The organism is Salipaludibacillus sp. CF4.18 (genome assembly GCF_051262595.1).
Taxonomy (GTDB): domain Bacteria; phylum Bacillota; class Bacilli; order Bacillales; family Salisediminibacteriaceae; genus Salipaludibacillus; species Salipaludibacillus neizhouensis.
On record NZ_JBIMEV010000013.1, the window covers coordinates 40220 to 57595 of the forward strand.

Genomic DNA, 17376 nt, shown 5'->3' on the forward strand with positions numbered 1-17376 from the left:
GGGGTGACAGGAATGTTTACTTGGTTTAATAGAAAATGTGATTTTTGTAAAAGAAAATTAAAAAAACCTTCAAAATATATAGATGTGAACGATCGGGAAATCAACGTTTGTTATCAATGTGTTCCACAGGCAGAGCGTAAAGCATTACGTAAGAAAAACTAGGAAAGTTAAACTTAGTTTCAACTGTTTGGAAACGCATAGACTATAGATAGTCAATTTAAAAGAGGAGGAACACGATGCGACTTATCTCACTGTGCCCAAGTAATACAGAAATAGCAGCCTATGTCGGACTGGAAGAATCACTTGTTGGACTTGACAAATATTCCGACTGGCCTGCGTCTATTCAACATTTACCACGTTTAGGTTCTGATTTATCAATAGATATGGACAAGGTAGAAGCGTTGGAACCAGATCTAATCTTGGCTTCTTTATCAGTACCTGGGATGGAGAAAAATATTGAAGAGCTAGAGAAACGCAATCTACCATATGTGATCATGGAGAATCCTAAAACACTGTCGGATATAGGCAAACTTCTATTATGGCTTGGTGAAAAAACCGGGAAGCAAGAACAAGGTCTGAAGGCTCATGATAGATTTTATCAATGGGTAGATAAATATAAAGATTTGAGCACAACAGTGGTTAAACCAAAATCTGTATATTGGGAATGGTGGGCGAAACCCATATTTACTCCTGGTAAGACAAATTGGTTAACGGAGGTTTCAACACTTGCAGGCGGTGAGAATGTGTTTGCCGATATCGATAAGTCAAGTGTTAAAACGGATTGGGAGGATGTCTTTCAACGGGATCCCGATGTGATGGCAATTGTATGGGTAGGAGTCCAACAACACTTAGTAAAACCACATGTGATTAAAAAAAGACCTAACTGGATGGAACTAAGTGCTATTAAAAACAACCAAATGCACATTTTGGAGGAACCTTATTTTTGCAGACCTTCCCCGAGACTCTTGATTGGTCTAATGAAAATAGCAGCGATCCTGCATCCTCAGATTTACCCTGCTTATCCAGATGGATTTGATCCTATGATAGATTCATTAGAAGAGGCAGAGGAGAGCATATAGCTTTATTTGTCTAAAAATCGTTCCCTTTGTTCTAACGTAGGAATCATACATTCGTTTTTCTTGCCAAACCATTTATATCGATTAGCAGCAAAACGATTATAAAAAAAATCTCTCAGAATTGAGGGAATCACTAATAAAATACGTAATAACCTCCAGCCGCCTTTGAGTCTCATTCCTACTCGAAGAGCGGCTGTACTTTTATCGTAGATCAAACCATTATTCTCAATGAGTATCAAACTATCTAAGTCTTTGCTGATATTATTTGATTCTACTAATTCTTGTCCAATTTTACTTTGCAGCGAAGCAAATTTAAATGTGCCTTTAGGGTCACGTTTCATAATAAATTGGACACTTGAGCTGCATACATTACAAACACCATCAAATAAAATGACATGATTCACTTTCTGAAGCCCCCTTAAATAATACCTAAGCCACCGTTTTCTTCATTTTTCTCTTGAAATACCATTTTAATCCAATTGGGACACATACTACAATAAGTAGAATCCTCGTAAGCTGAAGGGAAGTAACGATTGCCGGATCTCCACCAACCATAGATGCGGTTAAAACCATCTCAACTAGACCGCCTGGTGCCATACTCAGCATTGCAGTTGGTAAATCCATTGAAGTAATAAAAGCTAGTACAAAGCCTAGACCAAGGCCAATTAAAATTAACCAAACTGCTAATCCAGCAAATACAAACCCGTATTTTCCAGCAGCTCTCAAGTCGTTTAATGAAATATTCTTACCTAGTCCAATTCCTACACTGAGCTGCGCTGCGAGAAAGAGCCAGGCAGGCACTTGCGGGATTTCAAGTGGACTTATATTCAATAAACCTGTAGTTACAAGGGGAACGATCATGACGCCAGCAGGAATAAATTCCTTAAATCGAAAACCCAGGAGTACCGGTAATAACAATAGCAACGCAGTCCAGGAAAGAAAGGGTGTACTGGCTTGCTCAGATATTACTACTGAGGTATTAGGTTCACCTGAAAAAGCATAAATAATTATAAAAGGAACCGTAAAGAGTACCACTAACAACCGTACGGTTTGAAATATCATCACAAATGAAGTCCTTGCATGAAGGGATTCACTTGCAATAACCATCTCCGTTAACCCACCTGGTATTGATCCGAAGACACTCGTTACTTGATCCACATTGATAAACTTTGAGATAAAAGAACTATTAATGATACTAATCAATATCATTAGGCTAGTTAATAATACATACGGCAGAAAATATGGACCTATAAGCAACATGGATTCAATCGAAAAATAAAGACCGAAAGTAATTCCTAATGTAATTAATCCTATGTTTTTATAGTGCGCCGGCCAGATCATTTTTCGACTTGTAGTGCTTTGCCAAACCATAACAGCTGTTAAAGGGCCTAACATCCAAGGAAGAGGTAGGCTTAATAAAAAAAAGATTAACCCGCCGATACAACCTACTAAAAGTGTTTCTAAAAATGATTTTAAATCTTTTTCCATGTGTTCCAACTCCAATATAATCCTTATGTACATTATAACATTTTTAGATATTATATTTTTAAAAGTTCTAAGAGTGGGGAGGAGGTGGAAGAAAACCAAGTAGCGTCTTTTGTTAATTACTTCGTTAACTTCCGCTACCATCACTTATCATAAATAAAGGGTGGACTTCCCTTGATGCGCGGGATGTATAGAGAGCTGTCGACTAAGCTCTTAAAAAGAAAAAGAGGATGACAATTAAGTCATCCTCTCTTTCATACTGTTTAGCAATACTTTTCGATTAATCTTCGACGATTTCGTACGCGCCTTCTTCATTATGAGTTTCTTTCCCTGTAATAGGTGGATTGAATACACAAACCATTCTCATATCAGTGTTCGCACGAAGCATATGCTCATCATTTTTGTCGAGAGCGTAAATACTATTTGTAGTAATAGGGTGAATTTTGTTATCCGACAATGTTTCAACTTCTCCGTCGCCTTCGATACAATAAACTGCTTCCAGGTGGTTTTGATACCAAATGTGAGTTTCTGTACCTGCTTTAATTAGTGTATCGTGCACAGAATACCCCATGTTATCTTTTTTAAGAAGTAGTCTTCGACTCGTCCAGTTTTCACCTTTTACCTCTTGATCAGTTCCGATGATATCTTCTAATTTTACTACTTTCATGAATGACAGCCTCCTCAGTTGTAATGAATAAAGTTTGATTGTTTAGTTTGATACTGTTTCTTTAGTAGGAAACATTTCTTGCACAGTTGCTTTAATACTATCTTCAATTACCTTAAATCCTTGTTCCAATCCTTGCTCATCTATGTTAATAGGGGGGAACAGCTTAAATACTTCATCATGTCCGCCAGCAGTTTCCATAATAAGTGCGCGTTTGAAAGCATTTTTCGCAACTTTATCACTGAAACCATCCACATCAGAAGAAATACCTTGCATGAAACCACGGCCTTTTAAATGACCTTTCATTTCAGGATACTTCTCAATCATATTTTCTAAGAATTTTGTGATTATAGCTGATTTATCTTGCACACTTTTTTCAAATGCTGGATCTTCCCAATAGGTAAGAGCCTCTGTCGCAGTAATGAATGCATGGTTATTCCCACGGAACGTTCCATTATGCTCACCTGGCTTCCATTGGTCTAAATCAGGACGGATTAAAGTCAACGCTAGTGGAAGACCATAACCTCCAATTGATTTTGATAAACATACGATGTCCGGCTTAATTCCAGCAGGTTCAAACGAGAAGAATGTACCCGTACGCCCAACTCCTGCTTGAACATCGTCTATAATAAGAAGTATTCCCCAACGTTTGCAAATTTCATCAACTTTTTTGATCCATTCGAAACGAGCAGCATTAATACCGCCTTCACCTTGGACTGTCTCGAGAATAATTGCAGCCGGAATAGAAACACCACTACCATTATCTTCTAAAAATCTCTCGAGATACTCCAGAGTGTCGAGATCCTCACTAACAAAATTGTCATAAGGCATAGTCACAGTATGGCTTAAAGGAATTCCAGCACCTTTACGCTTCATAGAATTACCCGTAACGGATAAAGCTCCGATTGTCATACCATGGAATCCATTCGTAAAGCTGATGATATCTGTTCTTCCAGTTACTTTTCTAGCTAGTTTTAAAGCACTTTCTACAGTATTCGTTCCTGTTGGTCCTGGGAACATAATACGATACTCTAGATCACGAGGCTTTAAGATAACATTATTAAATTTATTTAGAAAATCTATTTTAGCTGTTGTAGCTTTATCAAGAGAGTGGGTGATCCCATCATCAAGAATATATTCTACAAGCTTTTTCTTCATATTTGGTTCGTTGTGTCCATAATTCAGTGAACCCGCTCCAGCGAAGAAATCAAGATATTCTTTTCCATTTTCGTCCCACATTTTATATCCTCTTGCTTTTGTGAAAACTGCTGGAAAACTTCTTACATAACTTCTTACACAAGATTCAAGTTCATTAATAGTACTAAGATCGTTAGCTGTCATAGGTTTAAAACCCCTCCGTATTTTTAATTATCTTTTTCAAATAAATATCGTTTTACTTGGAAAAAGGTCCAATTCGATACGTATACTCAGCTTTTTGTCCTTCTTCTGGAAAGACATCCTCAGGAAAACATTCACGTACTTCAAATGACGTATCATGTTCCTTAGCCATTCTCTTAAACAATGACTGAGAAGCCTTATTGTCATTCGTAATTGTTGCTTCCACGTAACGAACGTCCTTACAAGCATCTCTTGCAATGAGTTCGTTTAACATCTTGGAAGCTACCCCTTTACCACGTTGGGACGAATCCACGCCAACTTGCCACACAAATACAACTTCGGGATGGCTTGGTTGAACAAATCCTGTGATAAAACCAACTACTTTGTCTTCTTCGCGAGCAACAACACATGTTTCTGAGAAATACTCGGCAAACATAATGTACTTATATGCTGAGTTTAAATCAAGAGAAGTTTTCTTTGCTAATGCCCACATGTCTTGACCAACATCTTTCGTGGGTTCTTCTAGTGTAAGTGATTCTAGAACTGCAGTCGCATTTTTACTCATTTCTGAATCCCACCTTTGTTAAGTATTTTCATAAAAGAAAGCATTTGTTCCTTTTATTAATCTCACGAATTTATTCAATCAACATTACTAATACTAGGAACTTTTCTCCAATTAATCAAATAGCTTTAAACAGCATGAGACCTTAAATATATGGACCTGTATACCTTAGTGCCGCTTAGACCGTTCTTCTTATTTATTTCTTCCATATCGTATCGATAGCACCAGTTTTGAAAAATAATCTTCCATAAACCTTGGCATAGTGGGGGAAAAGAAAAGGATCTCAACTATAGTAGTTGAGATCCTTGTTATACCGGTGTTTTTGACGATTAATTAGTTTTAACAGTTAGTTTCTTACGTTTTTCATCTCGCTCACGACTACTTTTATCTAATACTTTTTTACGTAATCGGATCGATTCAGGAGTAACTTCACAATATTCATCGTCATTTAAGAACTCTAATGCTTCTTCTAGTGATAGTATTTTCGGCTTCTTCATTGTAACTGTAAAGTCTTTGTTAGCAGACCGAACATTTGTTTGTTGCTTCATTTTTGTAATATTAACAGTTAGATCGCTGTCACGATTGTGTTCTCCAACAATCATACCCTCATATATTTCTACACCAGGCTCTAAGAATAGCATCCCACGATCTTCCACACCCATCATTCCGTATGGAGTTGTTTTACCGTTTTCCATCGAGACTAGCGCGCCTTGACGACGTCCACCAACATAGCCTGTCGCAACAGGTTGGTAGCTGTCAAATGTATGATTGATGATACCATACCCTTTTGTTTGTGCCATGAATTCTGTAGTGTAACCAATTAGTCCTCGGGAAGGGATGAGAAAATCGAGTCGTACTTGGCCTTCACCTTTGTTTACCATATTTAGCATTTCACCTTTACGAGCACCTAATGATTCCATAACAGCACCAGTATATTCTTCAGGTACGTCGATTTGTGTCGCCTCATAAGGTTCACACGCCTTACCATCAACTTCGCGGATAATTACTTCCGGCTTGGATACTTGTAGTTCAAACCCTTCACGACGAAGGTTTTCAATTAAAATAGACAAATGTAATTCACCGCGTCCGGAAACTGTCCAAACATCAGGTGAACTAGTATTTTCTACTCGCAGACTAACATCACTTTCGACTTGTGTCATTAAGCGAGCTTCAATTTTACGACTTGTAACATATTGACCTTCACGACCTGCAAAGGGACTGTTGTTTACTAGGAAAGTCATTTGTAGTGTAGGTTCATCAATACGAACCAATTCCATCGGGTCTATGTTGTCGACCGGACAGATTGTTTCTCCAACGTTGATATCTTCAATCCCGGCAATGGCAATGAGATCCCCAGCTTTTGCTTCTTCAATCTCCAAGCGCTTAAGACCTAAATAACCAAATAGTTTAGATACACGGAATTTTTTCACAGAACCATCTCTATGGATAACTGCAGCCTGATCGCCTTTACGGATCGTTCCTCTAAACACACGTCCAATACCAATACGACCTAAATAGTCGTTATAATCCAACATGGTTACTTGAAACTGGAAAGGCTCCTCAGAATTGTCAATTGGAGCAGGAACAGACTCAATAATAGTGTCAAAAATTACTTTCATAGTACCATCAGTCTGATCTGGAGTTTCACTGGCAGTACCATTAATAGCTGATGCATAAACAACAGGGAAGTCCAGTTGCTGTTCATCTGCACCTAATTCAATAAATAGATCTAGTACCTCATCAACTACCTCTTCAGGACGAGCTGCAGGGCGGTCAATTTTATTTACAACAACTACCGGCGTTAATTTTTGCTCTAACGCCTTCTTTAATACAAATCGTGTTTGAGGCATACAACCTTCATATGCATCTACTACAAGTAGGACACCATCGACCATTTTAAGGATACGCTCTACTTCGCCTCCGAAGTCAGCATGACCTGGTGTGTCCATGATGTTAATTCTTTTATCTTCATAATTTACTGCTGTGTTCTTAGCGAGGATCGTAATACCACGCTCTTTCTCAATGTCATTATTGTCCATCGCACGTTCATTTACCTGTTCATTTTCTCGAAATGTACCTGACTGCTTCAACAATTCATCTACCAACGTTGTCTTTCCGTGGTCAACGTGGGCGATAATTGCAATATTTCTTATGTCTAATCGTTTCTTCATAACTTAAAACGCTCCTGTCTTTTAATAAAAGTACTTCAACTATATAATCATAGCACAAATACTTCAATAAATCATTATTTTCTTTGAAATCCAAAATTGCCCACTACATATTAACTCATATCTATAGTTTCACTTAATCATATAGGGGTATTCTAAATAATATAATAATGCTAAAGAGGGGGGAAGTTTAAAATGAATAAATCATTAATATCTGTCCATGATTTGTCAATTGGGATGAAAACAGAACATGATATTAAAGATAACCTTTATCAACCCCTTTTAATAAAAGGAACCATCCTGAATCTACAAGATATAATCACGCTAACGAACTTGAAACAAACATACTTTATCTATGAAGATCAACTTCGGGAAACACCTAAAGAAATTAAAGATCTGATCAGCCAGATTAATGTTTTTTTAAGGACCAATACGAATATGGAACATTGGGGTGTTAACCTAGACACTGAATTAGACTGTTATACTCCTAGACAAAAGCAAATCAATAATCCTAATTGGGAACAAGTAATTAGTTATGATTATTTTAAACATCTTTTTTTTAAAACATACCAGAGAATTGTTCGATCAAATGGAAATAATGAACAATCCGTATCACTGACTCTTCTAAACAGGGCCTGTGAGTATGTCGTTTCCGAAATGAATAAGTCTTATTGGCAAGGTTCCTTCGATCGCTTATTTTATCATAAAACGTGTCAATCTTGGCTTAAAGTTCATACTAACGCGTTAACGGGTATTTTTGATAAAATGATGCTCCCAAAATCCGGTGCTTCCATTATTAACATCCATTCAAAAAGAGTAAAGGAGAGGAGATATCTATAACTAAAATACTAGCAATAAAGCAATCAAAAAATTTAACCGGGATTAAATGGACTTAATTAATCCATTGTAATTACCTCATTCAAGCTTAGGCTTAACCCTTTTACCAACTTATACTATTATCCATTGATCGCGGTGAATCGCTTCCTTTTTCCCATTTATAGACTGCTTATTTCCTATTGAAATAATTGACCGAAGTTGATCGGAGGAGTAAGTCACTTTCCCTTTACCTAACAATACCCCTGAAGACGCACAAACCTGGACCACATCACCTATATTAAATTCTCCTTGAATACTTGTAATTCCAACAGGTAATAAACTTTTACCTTCTTTTAAAATAGCCTGTGCTGCACCTTCATCAATGATGAGTTTCCCATTTGTTGAAGAGTGATAGGCAATCCACTGTTTTTTCGTCTTCATTATTTTTTTTGCAGTGGGGGTGAGATAGGTTCCATTTCCGTTTCCCGCGAGAATTTCTTCGATCGAATCAGTGGATGATCTTGTCCCTATAAATACATTTACTCCCATTGATAGAGCTGTACGCGCCGCTTGAAGTTTGGATTTCATTCCACCAGTTCCCACTTTAGAAGAAGTATCCTCCGCTTGAGCTAGAAGCTCTTCACTCACACCATTTAAATGATTGTACTTCATTGCACTAGGGTTCTTCAAAGGATTTTCCTGGTATATCCCGTCTATATCAGTAAGAATAATGAGTTGATCAGCATGTAGAAAACCACTTACCAAAGCTGACAGCATGTCATTATCACCAAATGTCAATTCCTCGATCGCAGTAGAATCATTTTCATTAATAATTGGTAAAACTCTTCGCTTCAATAGTTCATCCAGCGTGTTATAAGCATTTTGATATTGTTCCTCTTTGTAAAAATCATTTCTAGTCAGGAGAAGCTGAGCAGTATTGATTTGGTGTTTTTTAAATGACTCCCCGTATTTTTGCATTAATAAATGCTGCCCAACAGCGGCGGCGGCTTGTTTACCTGACGTAGTGACGGGGCGAGTAGAAAGCCCTAATTGTTTTACGCCTGCTGCTACTGCACCGGAAGATATCAATACTACTTCAAAACCTGCCAACATAATACTGGCGATAGCGTCTGCATGGTCGGACACTTTATCATTTGCTAACTGCCCGTCCTTTTCAGTAAGGGAGCTACTTCCAATTTTAATTACGATCCTTTTTATTGCCATTGAAAATAATCCACCTTCTCTTTAATATAGTGTACATTGAAATATTCTCACTAAAAAAACACCCTCGTCCTTAAACAAGGACGAAAGCATTCTGATTCCGCGGTACCACCTTTATTGACACTAATGTGTCCACTTGGATTACTCTTAACGAGAGTAAAACGTAGTTCGCTGAATATGAGCAGCTTCGATGTTAATTGCTAAAGGAATTTTTCAGCCAAAGAATTCCTATCTCTGCTAGTTTTAATTACAAAATAAAGTTTTTATAATTATCTGATAACCTATATAAGAAGTCAAGTCTTTCATTTTTTATGTCACCGTGTGAAACGAACTCTCCAGAATTGGCTCAAGTAATTGTTTTGTCCATAACCATCATTGCTTATATATTTTTGAATAACGTGATATTATCATTTTAGAAAAACTGATCAACGATATCGATAAGGCTTACTTAATTTTCATCAAAGTTAGCAACATGGAAGACAGGGGTATAAAATGATATATTAATGCTATTGATGTTTAAAGGATGATCTGTGTGTTTAATAAAGTCATTGCAATATTAATTATAATAATCATCATACTGGTGGGATTATTCATGTATATCTATTATTCGATGGAATCGGCTCAGGAAACTACCTGGGAGAGTCACGACAGTGTCGATGAAGCTGGATTTAACCCAGATGCTCTTAATGAGGCAAGAAAGTACTATGAGTCTATTAATTCAACGGCTGCCATGGTGATATACAAAGGGAAAATTTTGTTTTCGTGGGGGGGTGTTGCTAAAAGTACTAATGCCCATTCTGTTAGAAAAGGGTTTCTTAGTGCTTTAATTGGCATAGAAGAAAATAAAGGGACTCTTATCTTAAATAACACTTTAGAGGATTATCAAATCGATGATAAACCACCATTGAGTTTTTTGGAGAAACAAGCAATGCTATCACACTTATTGACATCTACTTCCGGGATTTATTTACCTGCAGGGGAAGAGTCTTGGGGGATGCGAATCGCCAGACCAAGCAGAGGAAGTCATTTGCCCGGCGATTTCTATTACTATAATAACTGGGATTTCAATGCTCTAGGCACCATATATAATGACCAAACGGGAAGAGATTTATTCGAAGATTTTGCTGAAAAAATAGCCAAACCACTAGAAATGGAAGATTTTGAATTAAGTCATACAAATTATAAATATGAGAACACAAGATCACAACACCCATCCTATTTATTCCGTATGTCAGCTCGTGATATGGCCCGGTTTGGTCAGCTATATTTACAAGAAGGGGAATGGAACGGAGAACAAATTGTTCCGAAAGAATGGATAAAGAAAAGCACTTCCGCACAGACAGATGTACCATCAAACACAATTTTTGATTACGGTTATTTATGGTGGGTCGCAACAGAAGCCCCTTTCAGTGATTTAAAGATGTATTCCGCTGTCGGTAGATATGGACAATCTATTGATATAATCCCTGAGCTAGATCTTGTTTTTGTCAATCGAGTTGATTCCAACCGAGTTTCATTTAAATTAACCAGAAGCAGTGTGAATGATCTTCAGAGACTTCAATTACTGCAGCTGATTTTAGATGCAAAAAGAGCTGAATAAAAGCGTGCCTATTAGGAAAACAGTTCTCCTGTTAGGCCAAAAAACTGTGGAAGTTTCGCTTATTGCATCAAAAAGTACTGAAAAAGTTATTAAAACACCAACCTTTTAGAAAGGTTGGTGTTTCTTTTTTGAACAATCATTTAAGTAACAAGGGAAAAAGTTATTTTGGCGGCACATAGCCAACTCCAATTTTCCCAATCACTAAATGTCCGTATTTCCATTTATTTAAGAAGTATATACTTGCGATCGAACACCCTATGCTGAATACAAATAGTACGAGTATATAACTAAATCCTATATCAATAGGGTACAATCGGAAAATAGCGTCTCCAAGAAATATAAAAAAATAATGCAATAAATATATTCCAAAAGAATATTGACTTATAAAAACCAGAAATGGAGATGGTCTGTTGAATCTAGTTGTAATATAAAATAAGAACATACTTAACATCGTGGTATGAATTAGGATGTCAGTCCTTTTAGAGCTGTGAACGGACAGAAATCCAGAGTGATAAAAATAAAGTAACATAATACTGGAAAGAACGGGACCAATGATGATAATATAGCGCCACTTTTTTAGAGCTTTGATAAATAATTCATAATAAAGTCCTGCATAAAAACCTAACGCAAAATAAAATATCCAGCCGAATAAAGGAATCCAATAAAATCTTTCCCAAATGTAAGTCGAAAACGGAAGACTCACTGGGGGAAGAGTGAAATTAAATATCATCAAATAAGTTGCATTGATAATAAGTGCAATTGGAAGTACTATTTTTGGAGACCACGCCTTTAAGTACCGGTAAAAATACAAGTGGAATAAGTAAAATTGAAAGATAATCAAAATAAAGTAACCGTGGTAATCTCCAATAAAAATGTTCATTACTAATTTTAAACTCCAGGACTCCCAACCTTGCATAATAAACGGCAGAGAGTAAAAAACAGCCATAACAAAATATGGAATTAAAATAAAGCGCAATCTTTTTTTGAGAAAACCTGGAGGAACGTCTCTATTTCGATAAGAGTAGGAAATCAAAAATTCAGAAATGAATATAAACATCGGTGTACCATAATATAGAAGCATTTGAATGGAATCAAAAGTGATCGCCTCAAGTTCACCCATTTCTCTTATCGGAACAGTCATTAAAGCAGCGTGTACACTATGAAGAAACACAATACTTAAACAACCAATACTTCTTAATACGAAAATCTCCTTAATCATCCCTTGACTTTTCATTTGATTCCCCACCAATACAGTCATATCATATTTACGAACATTACTTTTTTCCCTTTTGTTAACTTTTCAAACCAAGGCTAGATTCTACCATGATTGTCTCATATATTCGAGAGTTACTGAGAAACATATTCCCGTTATATTATATATGTTATGATTTTTTCATCATTCTAATGAGAGAGGGTTAAAAATTGAAGCAAACGGGTACATATGGACTTTTAATACTTGTAATGATGATTTGGGGACTAAATGTCGTCGCCGTAAAATACTTAGTAGAACACTTTCCACCTGTGATGATGCAATCACTTCGTATAGGGATTGCCGGGTTATGCGCAATCAGTATCCTGTATTTTTTAAAAGATTTAAGAAAGCTTACAAAAAAAGAATGGGGACTTACGGCTTTAGCCGCTTTTTTTGGTCAAATTGGCCATCATTCCATGTCAGCCATCGGGTTAGTAGAAACTACTGCCTCAAATGCATCATTAATTTTAGGACTGATCCCTTTAACTACAGCTATTTTTGCTATGATTTTTCTCGGCGATCGACTTACAAAATTACGTTTTACCGGTATCTTATCAGGTTTTACTGGAGTAACCTTCGTCGTCTTAAATCCGGCAGAAGGAGTTGCTGGAATTTCTCAAGGTGACATGTATGTATTTATTGCCATGGTTTCCCAAGTAATATCTTTTATCATTATTAAAGTGGCAACTAAAATGCTATCCTCCCGGCAATTGACTGGCATCATGCTTTTAATCGGGTCAGCGGGGTTATTTCTGCTTAGTTTCTTTTTTGAACCTGGAAGCCTTGGAAAGATGTCTAGTACTAATCAAACCGTTTGGATTGTTTTTTTCTCATCTGCAGTTATTGCAACGGGACTTGGTCACATTATGTACAATGCCGCTATCCAAAAAATAGGGGCAGGTCAAACAGCTGTCTTTAACAATTTTATTCCTCTATTCGCACTAATAGGTTCATTTTTTCTGTTAGGAGAACCGATCTATTTATCTCAATTGATTGGATTCCTGTTTATTGTTTGTGGAGTTCTGTTAGGCACAGGTTATATTGAACAGATCTGGATTGACAGAAAGAGAAAAAAAACCCGAGCTAATCCGGTTGAAAATACCTATTATGACTAAGCATAATCTTTGCTTAGTTTGTTTTTTTTAGTTCTTTACTCACACTAAAACAATGAAAACGCTTCCTGTAATTATCGCGTTAGATAATCTAACATTTTTGTTGTTTGTAAATTTTCTGACGAATATACTGATAATTAACACCAGTTGGAACATTTGCTAACACATACTTTCAACTGAGATAAAATTATTCGAGGAGAGTGACGTAAGATGGACGAGATTTCTTTAATGAATAACGTGTGGGTAATGCTTGGCTTTATTTTAGTTTTATTAATGCAAGGTGGTTTCATTCTCCTTGAAGCAGGTTCAACGAGAATGAAAAACGCAGGTCATATTGCCGGGAAAACAATATTCACTGTTGGTATTGCTTCCATCGTCTTTTGGGCTGTTGGGTACGGATTCATATATGGAGAAGGAAATGCATTTATCGGCTTATCTAACTTCTTTTTCGGAGATTACAGTGAAAGTGAAGGTCTTGTAGGATCTGTTGATTTCATTTTCCAACTTGCTTTCGCAGCAATCGCATTAACGGTTGCATTCGGTGGATTTGCTGAAAGAGCAAAACTATCTGCTTACATTATTTTCGCAATTCTGTTTTCAGCATTTATCTATCCTATTGTAGCACACTGGATTTGGGGTGGCGGTTGGTTATCCGAGCTAGGAAAACAAGATTTTGCCGGTTCAACGGTAGTTCACTTAACTGGTGCTGCAGCTGCACTTGCTGCCACAATTGTACTCGGACCTCGTATCGGTAAATTTAACAAAGACGGCACTTCAAATAATTTAGCAGGACATAACCAAGTTTATACTGCATTAGGTGTTTTACTTCTATGGGTAGGTTGGTTTGGATTTAATGGTGGTAGTACATTCGGTGTTGAGGGTGCATTCTTCGGTTATGTATCATTAACTACACAACTTGCCGCTGCTGCCGGTGCTATTTCCGCAATGTTTATTGTGACTGCGATGACTGGAAAAGCGGATGTACCTACTATGCTTAACGGTGCTTTAGCCGGACTTGTTGCAATTACAGCTTCAACAGCATTTGTAGCTACTTGGGCTGCGGTTGTAATTGGTATTATTGCTGGATTGATCGTTCACTTTAGTATGGTATTTTTCGACCGAGCAAAAATTGATGATCCAATCTTCGCATTATCTGTTCACGGTATTGCTGGTATTTGGGGAACGCTGTCCACAGGGTTCTTCGCAACTCCAGGACTCGCAGCGATGAACGGTGGACTTCCTGGATTATTCTACGGTGGCGGTCTTACTCAGTTAGGTGTTCAGTTAACTGGTGTCGTATCTTCAGGGCTCTATGCTTTTGTGGTAGCTTTTGTTATCTTGAAAGTAATGGATAAAGTTATTCCGGGTGGAATTCGAGTTACTGAAGAAGAAGAAATTATTGGTTTAGATATGAGTGAACACGGTAGTTACGGTTACCCGGAAAATATTACTCCAACTCATAATAAAAAGACAGGTGCTTAATTGTGATAAAAAAAAATCATCTTCCAACGGCTACTTATGAGGATTTAAGAGCTTGGAGAAATGAAGTGATCCAGGAAAAAAAGTCTGATCACGCAAACTTGAACCAATTTCATGATGAACTTATGAAAGAAATTATTTCATTATCACAAAATATCGTAGAAAGTGAGTGGGGGATTCCTCCCGCTCCTTTTACGTTTATATTAATGGGAAGTGGTGGAAGACAAGAACAAGCAATTTGGAGTGACCAGGATCATGGGATTATCTTTGACGGTAATAAAGAGCATGCGGACTACTTTTTAAAATTAGGAGAAGAGATTGTAAAAGGTATGAAAATTTGCGGTTACGAGCTATGTGAAGGTAAAGTGATGGCTAATAATCCAAGATGGTGCAAGTCTAACAATATTTGGGAGAGCCAACTACTTGGTTGGCTGGAAGACAGAGGCTGGGAATCATTACGAAATGCATCCATCTTTTATGATTCAAGAGCATTAGTTGGAGAAAAGTCTCTTTTAACGGAGATCAAGAATAAAGGGTTCGAAAAAATGAAAGAGAATCCGGATATATTAAGTAGACTAGCTGACAACGTTCAATATATAAAAAAAGGCATTGGCTTATTCGGCCAACTTTTACCGGAAACAAAAGGAGAAAATAAAGGAAAACTAGATGTAAAGGAAGTAGTTTTATTTCCATATATTAATGCGATTCGGTTATTAACGTTCCTAGAAAAGATCCAAGAGGCACCTACATTAGAGAGATTTGATTATCTTCCTGACAATTATACGACGATCAAAGCCTTTAAAAAACCTTTTTCTGAAGCACTAGATTTAAGGTTAAAAGTAAATCAAGATGTAGAGAATTATGAAAGTGTTCATTTCATTCCTATGAATTCCTTGTCAAAAAAAGAATATCAGGCTTTAAAATCATGGATAAAGGATGGATCTTCTTTGATGAGAGAAGCGACAAAAATCATTAAGAGAAACAGCAAAGAGAGTGAAAAATCATGAATCCAATGTTGCAGTGGGTCCGTCAATTGTCAGGCAAGGGATCACCTTCTCACGAGCGCGATCCAGCAAAGATTGCCTATATGAGAAGGTTACAAAAAGATTTAAAACAAAATGATTATTTGCGAACGCCTTTTGAAGATCTAACGATGGTTGTTTTTGATATTGAAACGACAGGTTTTAGTCCTAAAAAAGGGGATCGTATCTTGTCAATAGGTGCAATTAAAATCAAAGGCAGCACTGTTCTAGAGGAGGAAACCTTTTACTCTTTTATTAAACATGACCAAGCTCCTTCTGACACAATAACAGAACTGACTGGGATTACACTAGAAGACTTAATTGATGCACCTTCCCAAGAGAATGTGCTACATGATTTTTTGAAATACATCGGCAATGCACCACTTGTTGCCCATCACGCGAAACATGAAATTGATTTTATGCAAGATCTAGCCTGGCAGCTATATAAGACAAGTTTTGACCACAGAATATTGGATACATCATTTTTAACAGCATTGATCCCGGAACTTCGTTATATTAATGTATTAGAAGAATGCTGTTCATTTTTTGACATTGACACATCCAACAGACATCATGCATTACAAGATGCAAAAATGACTGCTGAACTTTGGTCCAACTGCATTCAAATAGTTAAAGAGCAGGGTTATACATGTTTACGCGACGTATACGCTTATATTGCCAGAACTAGATAGGATATAAGGGGAAGAAGTCCGATTAAATTAATATTAAAAGAGGGATCAGCAGAATCTAATTAAATTCTGCTGATCCCTCTTACTTTACTATATTTAAATTTGATATACCTATCCTTTCATGATCCATCCTTCTTCTGTGAGGAACGTCTGTACGTCTTTGAAATCCCGAACAGGAATAAAAGGTTGTTTGTTGTCTATTAACGCATTAATTAATAAATTTTTCGCAAACGTTTGATCCGCATATTTGGCAGGTAGCGCATCGAGCTCGCTATCACCATAATAAAATACGTAATCATAAGGTTCTTTAAGTTTTTTAAATGTCACTTCCATATCAACACCACAATGTTCCGAGTAGTTCCATGCGTTACGATCTATTTCCAAATGAATATTTTTATCTTTAAAAAATCCTTTGTTAGAAAAAACATTAATGTTAGAAAGGTTGTTCTTAGCTAGGATTTGTTGAATATAATAGTCGGTACCTGGACTAAGAATGTAAAAATCTCCGTCATTTTCTAATACTTTGTGAATAAAAGGAATAGCATGTTCATCTAGAGGCATCTCTTGAATTTGCTTCTTAATAATGTCTTCAGACTGATCAATAGAACCAAATACCTTTTTTATAAATTCGATATCTGTTAATTCACCGTTTTTCCAACGGTGATACAATTGTTTCCCTTCTGGAAAATATGTATCTATCAGTATCCAGTAGAATTCTTTTTTAGAAATTGTTCCGTCAAAATCCGAAATAAACGCCCATTTCACCATTCATACATACCCCCAATGATACAATGTATCTTCTATTCCCTTATCATATCATTATCAAACTAATCTATGTACTCTCAATTAAATAGTAAAAACCTTCAATAAATGGTTTTGTATAAATAATCTG

Annotated in this window: 17 protein-coding genes; 8 read left to right on the forward strand and 9 right to left on the reverse strand. The window is 36.7% G+C overall.

What is annotated here, in order from left to right:
- Window positions 1-12: 12 nt before the first annotated feature.
- Both ACHABW_RS10675 and ACHABW_RS10680 read left to right on the forward strand, forming a co-directional pair.
- Entirely contained in the window at window positions 13-162 is a 150-nt protein-coding gene (locus ACHABW_RS10675) for a hypothetical protein (protein ID WP_183040929.1), read from the forward strand.
- 74 nt (window positions 163-236) lie between these two features.
- Window positions 237-1079 (forward strand): cobalamin-binding protein, encoded by an 843-nt coding sequence (locus ACHABW_RS10680; RefSeq protein WP_435755290.1) that lies wholly within the window; start codon window positions 237-239, stop codon window positions 1077-1079.
- Between the two features lie 2 nt (window positions 1080-1081).
- Here the strand turns inward: ACHABW_RS10680 and ACHABW_RS10685 are convergent, their stop codons facing one another.
- The 6 genes from ACHABW_RS10685 to typA all read right to left on the reverse strand — a co-directional run bounded on the left by ACHABW_RS10685 (window position 1082) and on the right by typA (window position 7296).
- A complete protein-coding gene (locus ACHABW_RS10685) occupies window positions 1082-1480 on the reverse strand; it encodes a thiol-disulfide oxidoreductase DCC family protein (protein ID WP_435755291.1) in 399 nt (132 codons plus the stop codon).
- A 25-nt stretch (window positions 1481-1505) separates the two neighbouring features.
- The gene (locus tag ACHABW_RS10690) at window positions 1506-2564 is read right to left on the reverse strand and encodes an AbrB family transcriptional regulator (RefSeq protein ID WP_435755292.1); all 1059 of its coding nucleotides are present in this window, start codon (window positions 2562-2564) and stop codon (window positions 1506-1508) included.
- A gap of 277 nt (window positions 2565-2841) precedes the next feature.
- Window positions 2842-3228 (reverse strand): ectoine synthase, encoded by a 387-nt coding sequence (locus tag ACHABW_RS10695; protein WP_110936049.1) that lies wholly within the window; start codon window positions 3226-3228, stop codon window positions 2842-2844.
- Window positions 3229-3270: 42 nt separating this feature from the next.
- Window positions 3271-4566 (reverse strand): diaminobutyrate--2-oxoglutarate transaminase, encoded by a 1296-nt coding sequence (ectB, locus tag ACHABW_RS10700; RefSeq protein WP_435755293.1) that lies wholly within the window; start codon window positions 4564-4566, stop codon window positions 3271-3273.
- A gap of 52 nt (window positions 4567-4618) precedes the next feature.
- On the reverse strand, window positions 4619-5128 hold the full coding sequence (gene ectA, locus ACHABW_RS10705) for a diaminobutyrate acetyltransferase (RefSeq protein WP_435755294.1): 510 nt from the start codon (window positions 5126-5128) through the stop codon (window positions 4619-4621).
- Window positions 5129-5454: 326 nt separating this feature from the next.
- Window positions 5455-7296 carry a translational GTPase TypA gene (gene typA / locus ACHABW_RS10710; RefSeq protein ID WP_110936052.1) on the reverse strand — a complete coding sequence of 614 codons (1842 nt, stop codon included), beginning with the start codon at window positions 7294-7296 and terminating at the stop codon, window positions 5455-5457.
- Between the two features lie 192 nt (window positions 7297-7488).
- Between typA and ACHABW_RS10715 the strand changes: the two genes are divergently transcribed.
- Window positions 7489-8133, forward strand: coding sequence for a hypothetical protein (locus ACHABW_RS10715; RefSeq protein ID WP_435755295.1), 645 nt, complete (start codon window positions 7489-7491; stop codon window positions 8131-8133).
- A gap of 108 nt (window positions 8134-8241) precedes the next feature.
- On the opposite strand, the gene proB is transcribed toward ACHABW_RS10715, so the two are convergent.
- Complete coding sequence (proB, locus tag ACHABW_RS10720) at window positions 8242-9333, reverse strand: glutamate 5-kinase (protein ID WP_435755296.1); 1092 nt, start codon at window positions 9331-9333, stop codon at window positions 8242-8244.
- A 589-nt stretch (window positions 9334-9922) separates the two neighbouring features.
- Between proB and ACHABW_RS10725 the strand changes: the two genes are divergently transcribed.
- Entirely contained in the window at window positions 9923-10930 is a 1008-nt protein-coding gene (locus ACHABW_RS10725) for a serine hydrolase domain-containing protein (RefSeq protein WP_435755297.1), read from the forward strand.
- Window positions 10931-11090: 160 nt separating this feature from the next.
- Here the strand turns inward: ACHABW_RS10725 and ACHABW_RS10730 are convergent, their stop codons facing one another.
- Window positions 11091-12164, reverse strand: a complete 1074-nt coding sequence (locus ACHABW_RS10730; RefSeq protein ID WP_435755298.1) for an acyltransferase family protein — start codon at window positions 12162-12164, stop codon at window positions 11091-11093.
- Between the two features lie 188 nt (window positions 12165-12352).
- On the opposite strand from ACHABW_RS10730, the gene ACHABW_RS10735 reads away from it, so the two are divergent.
- From ACHABW_RS10735 to ACHABW_RS10750, 4 genes are all read left to right on the forward strand, one after another.
- Entirely contained in the window at window positions 12353-13297 is a 945-nt protein-coding gene (locus ACHABW_RS10735) for a DMT family transporter (RefSeq protein WP_435755299.1), read from the forward strand.
- Window positions 13298-13504: 207 nt separating this feature from the next.
- On the forward strand, window positions 13505-14776 hold the full coding sequence (locus tag ACHABW_RS10740) for an ammonium transporter (RefSeq protein ID WP_435755300.1): 1272 nt from the start codon (window positions 13505-13507) through the stop codon (window positions 14774-14776).
- 2 nt (window positions 14777-14778) lie between these two features.
- Window positions 14779-15780 (forward strand): DUF294 nucleotidyltransferase-like domain-containing protein, encoded by a 1002-nt coding sequence (locus ACHABW_RS10745; RefSeq protein WP_435755301.1) that lies wholly within the window; start codon window positions 14779-14781, stop codon window positions 15778-15780.
- Window positions 15777-16487 carry an exonuclease domain-containing protein gene (locus tag ACHABW_RS10750; RefSeq protein ID WP_435755302.1) on the forward strand — a complete coding sequence of 237 codons (711 nt, stop codon included), beginning with the start codon at window positions 15777-15779 and terminating at the stop codon, window positions 16485-16487. Before ACHABW_RS10745 ends, ACHABW_RS10750 begins: the two co-directional genes overlap by 4 nt.
- 108 nt (window positions 16488-16595) lie before the next feature.
- Here the strand turns inward: ACHABW_RS10750 and ACHABW_RS10755 are convergent, their stop codons facing one another.
- Window positions 16596-17252, reverse strand: coding sequence for an MtnX-like HAD-IB family phosphatase (locus ACHABW_RS10755; protein WP_435755303.1), 657 nt, complete (start codon window positions 17250-17252; stop codon window positions 16596-16598).
- Window positions 17253-17376: the final 124 nt, after the last annotated feature.

What these genes read in the sequence shown, in the direction of transcription:
- ACHABW_RS10675 (WP_183040929.1), top strand. Translation starts at nt 13, where the DNA reads ATGTTTACTTGGTTTAATAGAAAATGTGATTTTTGTAAAAGAAAATTA.
- ACHABW_RS10680 (WP_435755290.1), top strand. Translation starts at nt 237, where the DNA reads ATGCGACTTATCTCACTGTGCCCAAGTAATACAGAAATAGCAGCCTAT.
- ACHABW_RS10690 (WP_435755292.1), bottom strand. Translation starts at nt 2,564, where the DNA reads ATGGAAAAAGATTTAAAATCATTTTTAGAAACACTTTTAGTAGGTTGT.
- ACHABW_RS10695 (WP_110936049.1), bottom strand. Translation starts at nt 3,228, where the DNA reads ATGAAAGTAGTAAAATTAGAAGATATCATCGGAACTGATCAAGAGGTA.
- ectB (WP_435755293.1), bottom strand. Translation starts at nt 4,566, where the DNA reads ATGACAGCTAACGATCTTAGTACTATTAATGAACTTGAATCTTGTGTA.
- ectA (WP_435755294.1), bottom strand. Translation starts at nt 5,128, where the DNA reads ATGAGTAAAAATGCGACTGCAGTTCTAGAATCACTTACACTAGAAGAA.
- typA (WP_110936052.1), bottom strand. Translation starts at nt 7,296, where the DNA reads ATGAAGAAACGATTAGACATAAGAAATATTGCAATTATCGCCCACGTT.
- ACHABW_RS10715 (WP_435755295.1), top strand. Translation starts at nt 7,489, where the DNA reads ATGAATAAATCATTAATATCTGTCCATGATTTGTCAATTGGGATGAAA.
- proB (WP_435755296.1), bottom strand. Translation starts at nt 9,333, where the DNA reads ATGGCAATAAAAAGGATCGTAATTAAAATTGGAAGTAGCTCCCTTACT.
- ACHABW_RS10725 (WP_435755297.1), top strand. Translation starts at nt 9,923, where the DNA reads ATGTATATCTATTATTCGATGGAATCGGCTCAGGAAACTACCTGGGAG.
- ACHABW_RS10730 (WP_435755298.1), bottom strand. Translation starts at nt 12,164, where the DNA reads ATGAAAAGTCAAGGGATGATTAAGGAGATTTTCGTATTAAGAAGTATT.
- ACHABW_RS10740 (WP_435755300.1), top strand. Translation starts at nt 13,505, where the DNA reads ATGGACGAGATTTCTTTAATGAATAACGTGTGGGTAATGCTTGGCTTT.
- ACHABW_RS10750 (WP_435755302.1), top strand. Translation starts at nt 15,777, where the DNA reads ATGAATCCAATGTTGCAGTGGGTCCGTCAATTGTCAGGCAAGGGATCA.
- ACHABW_RS10755 (WP_435755303.1), bottom strand. Translation starts at nt 17,252, where the DNA reads ATGGTGAAATGGGCGTTTATTTCGGATTTTGACGGAACAATTTCTAAA.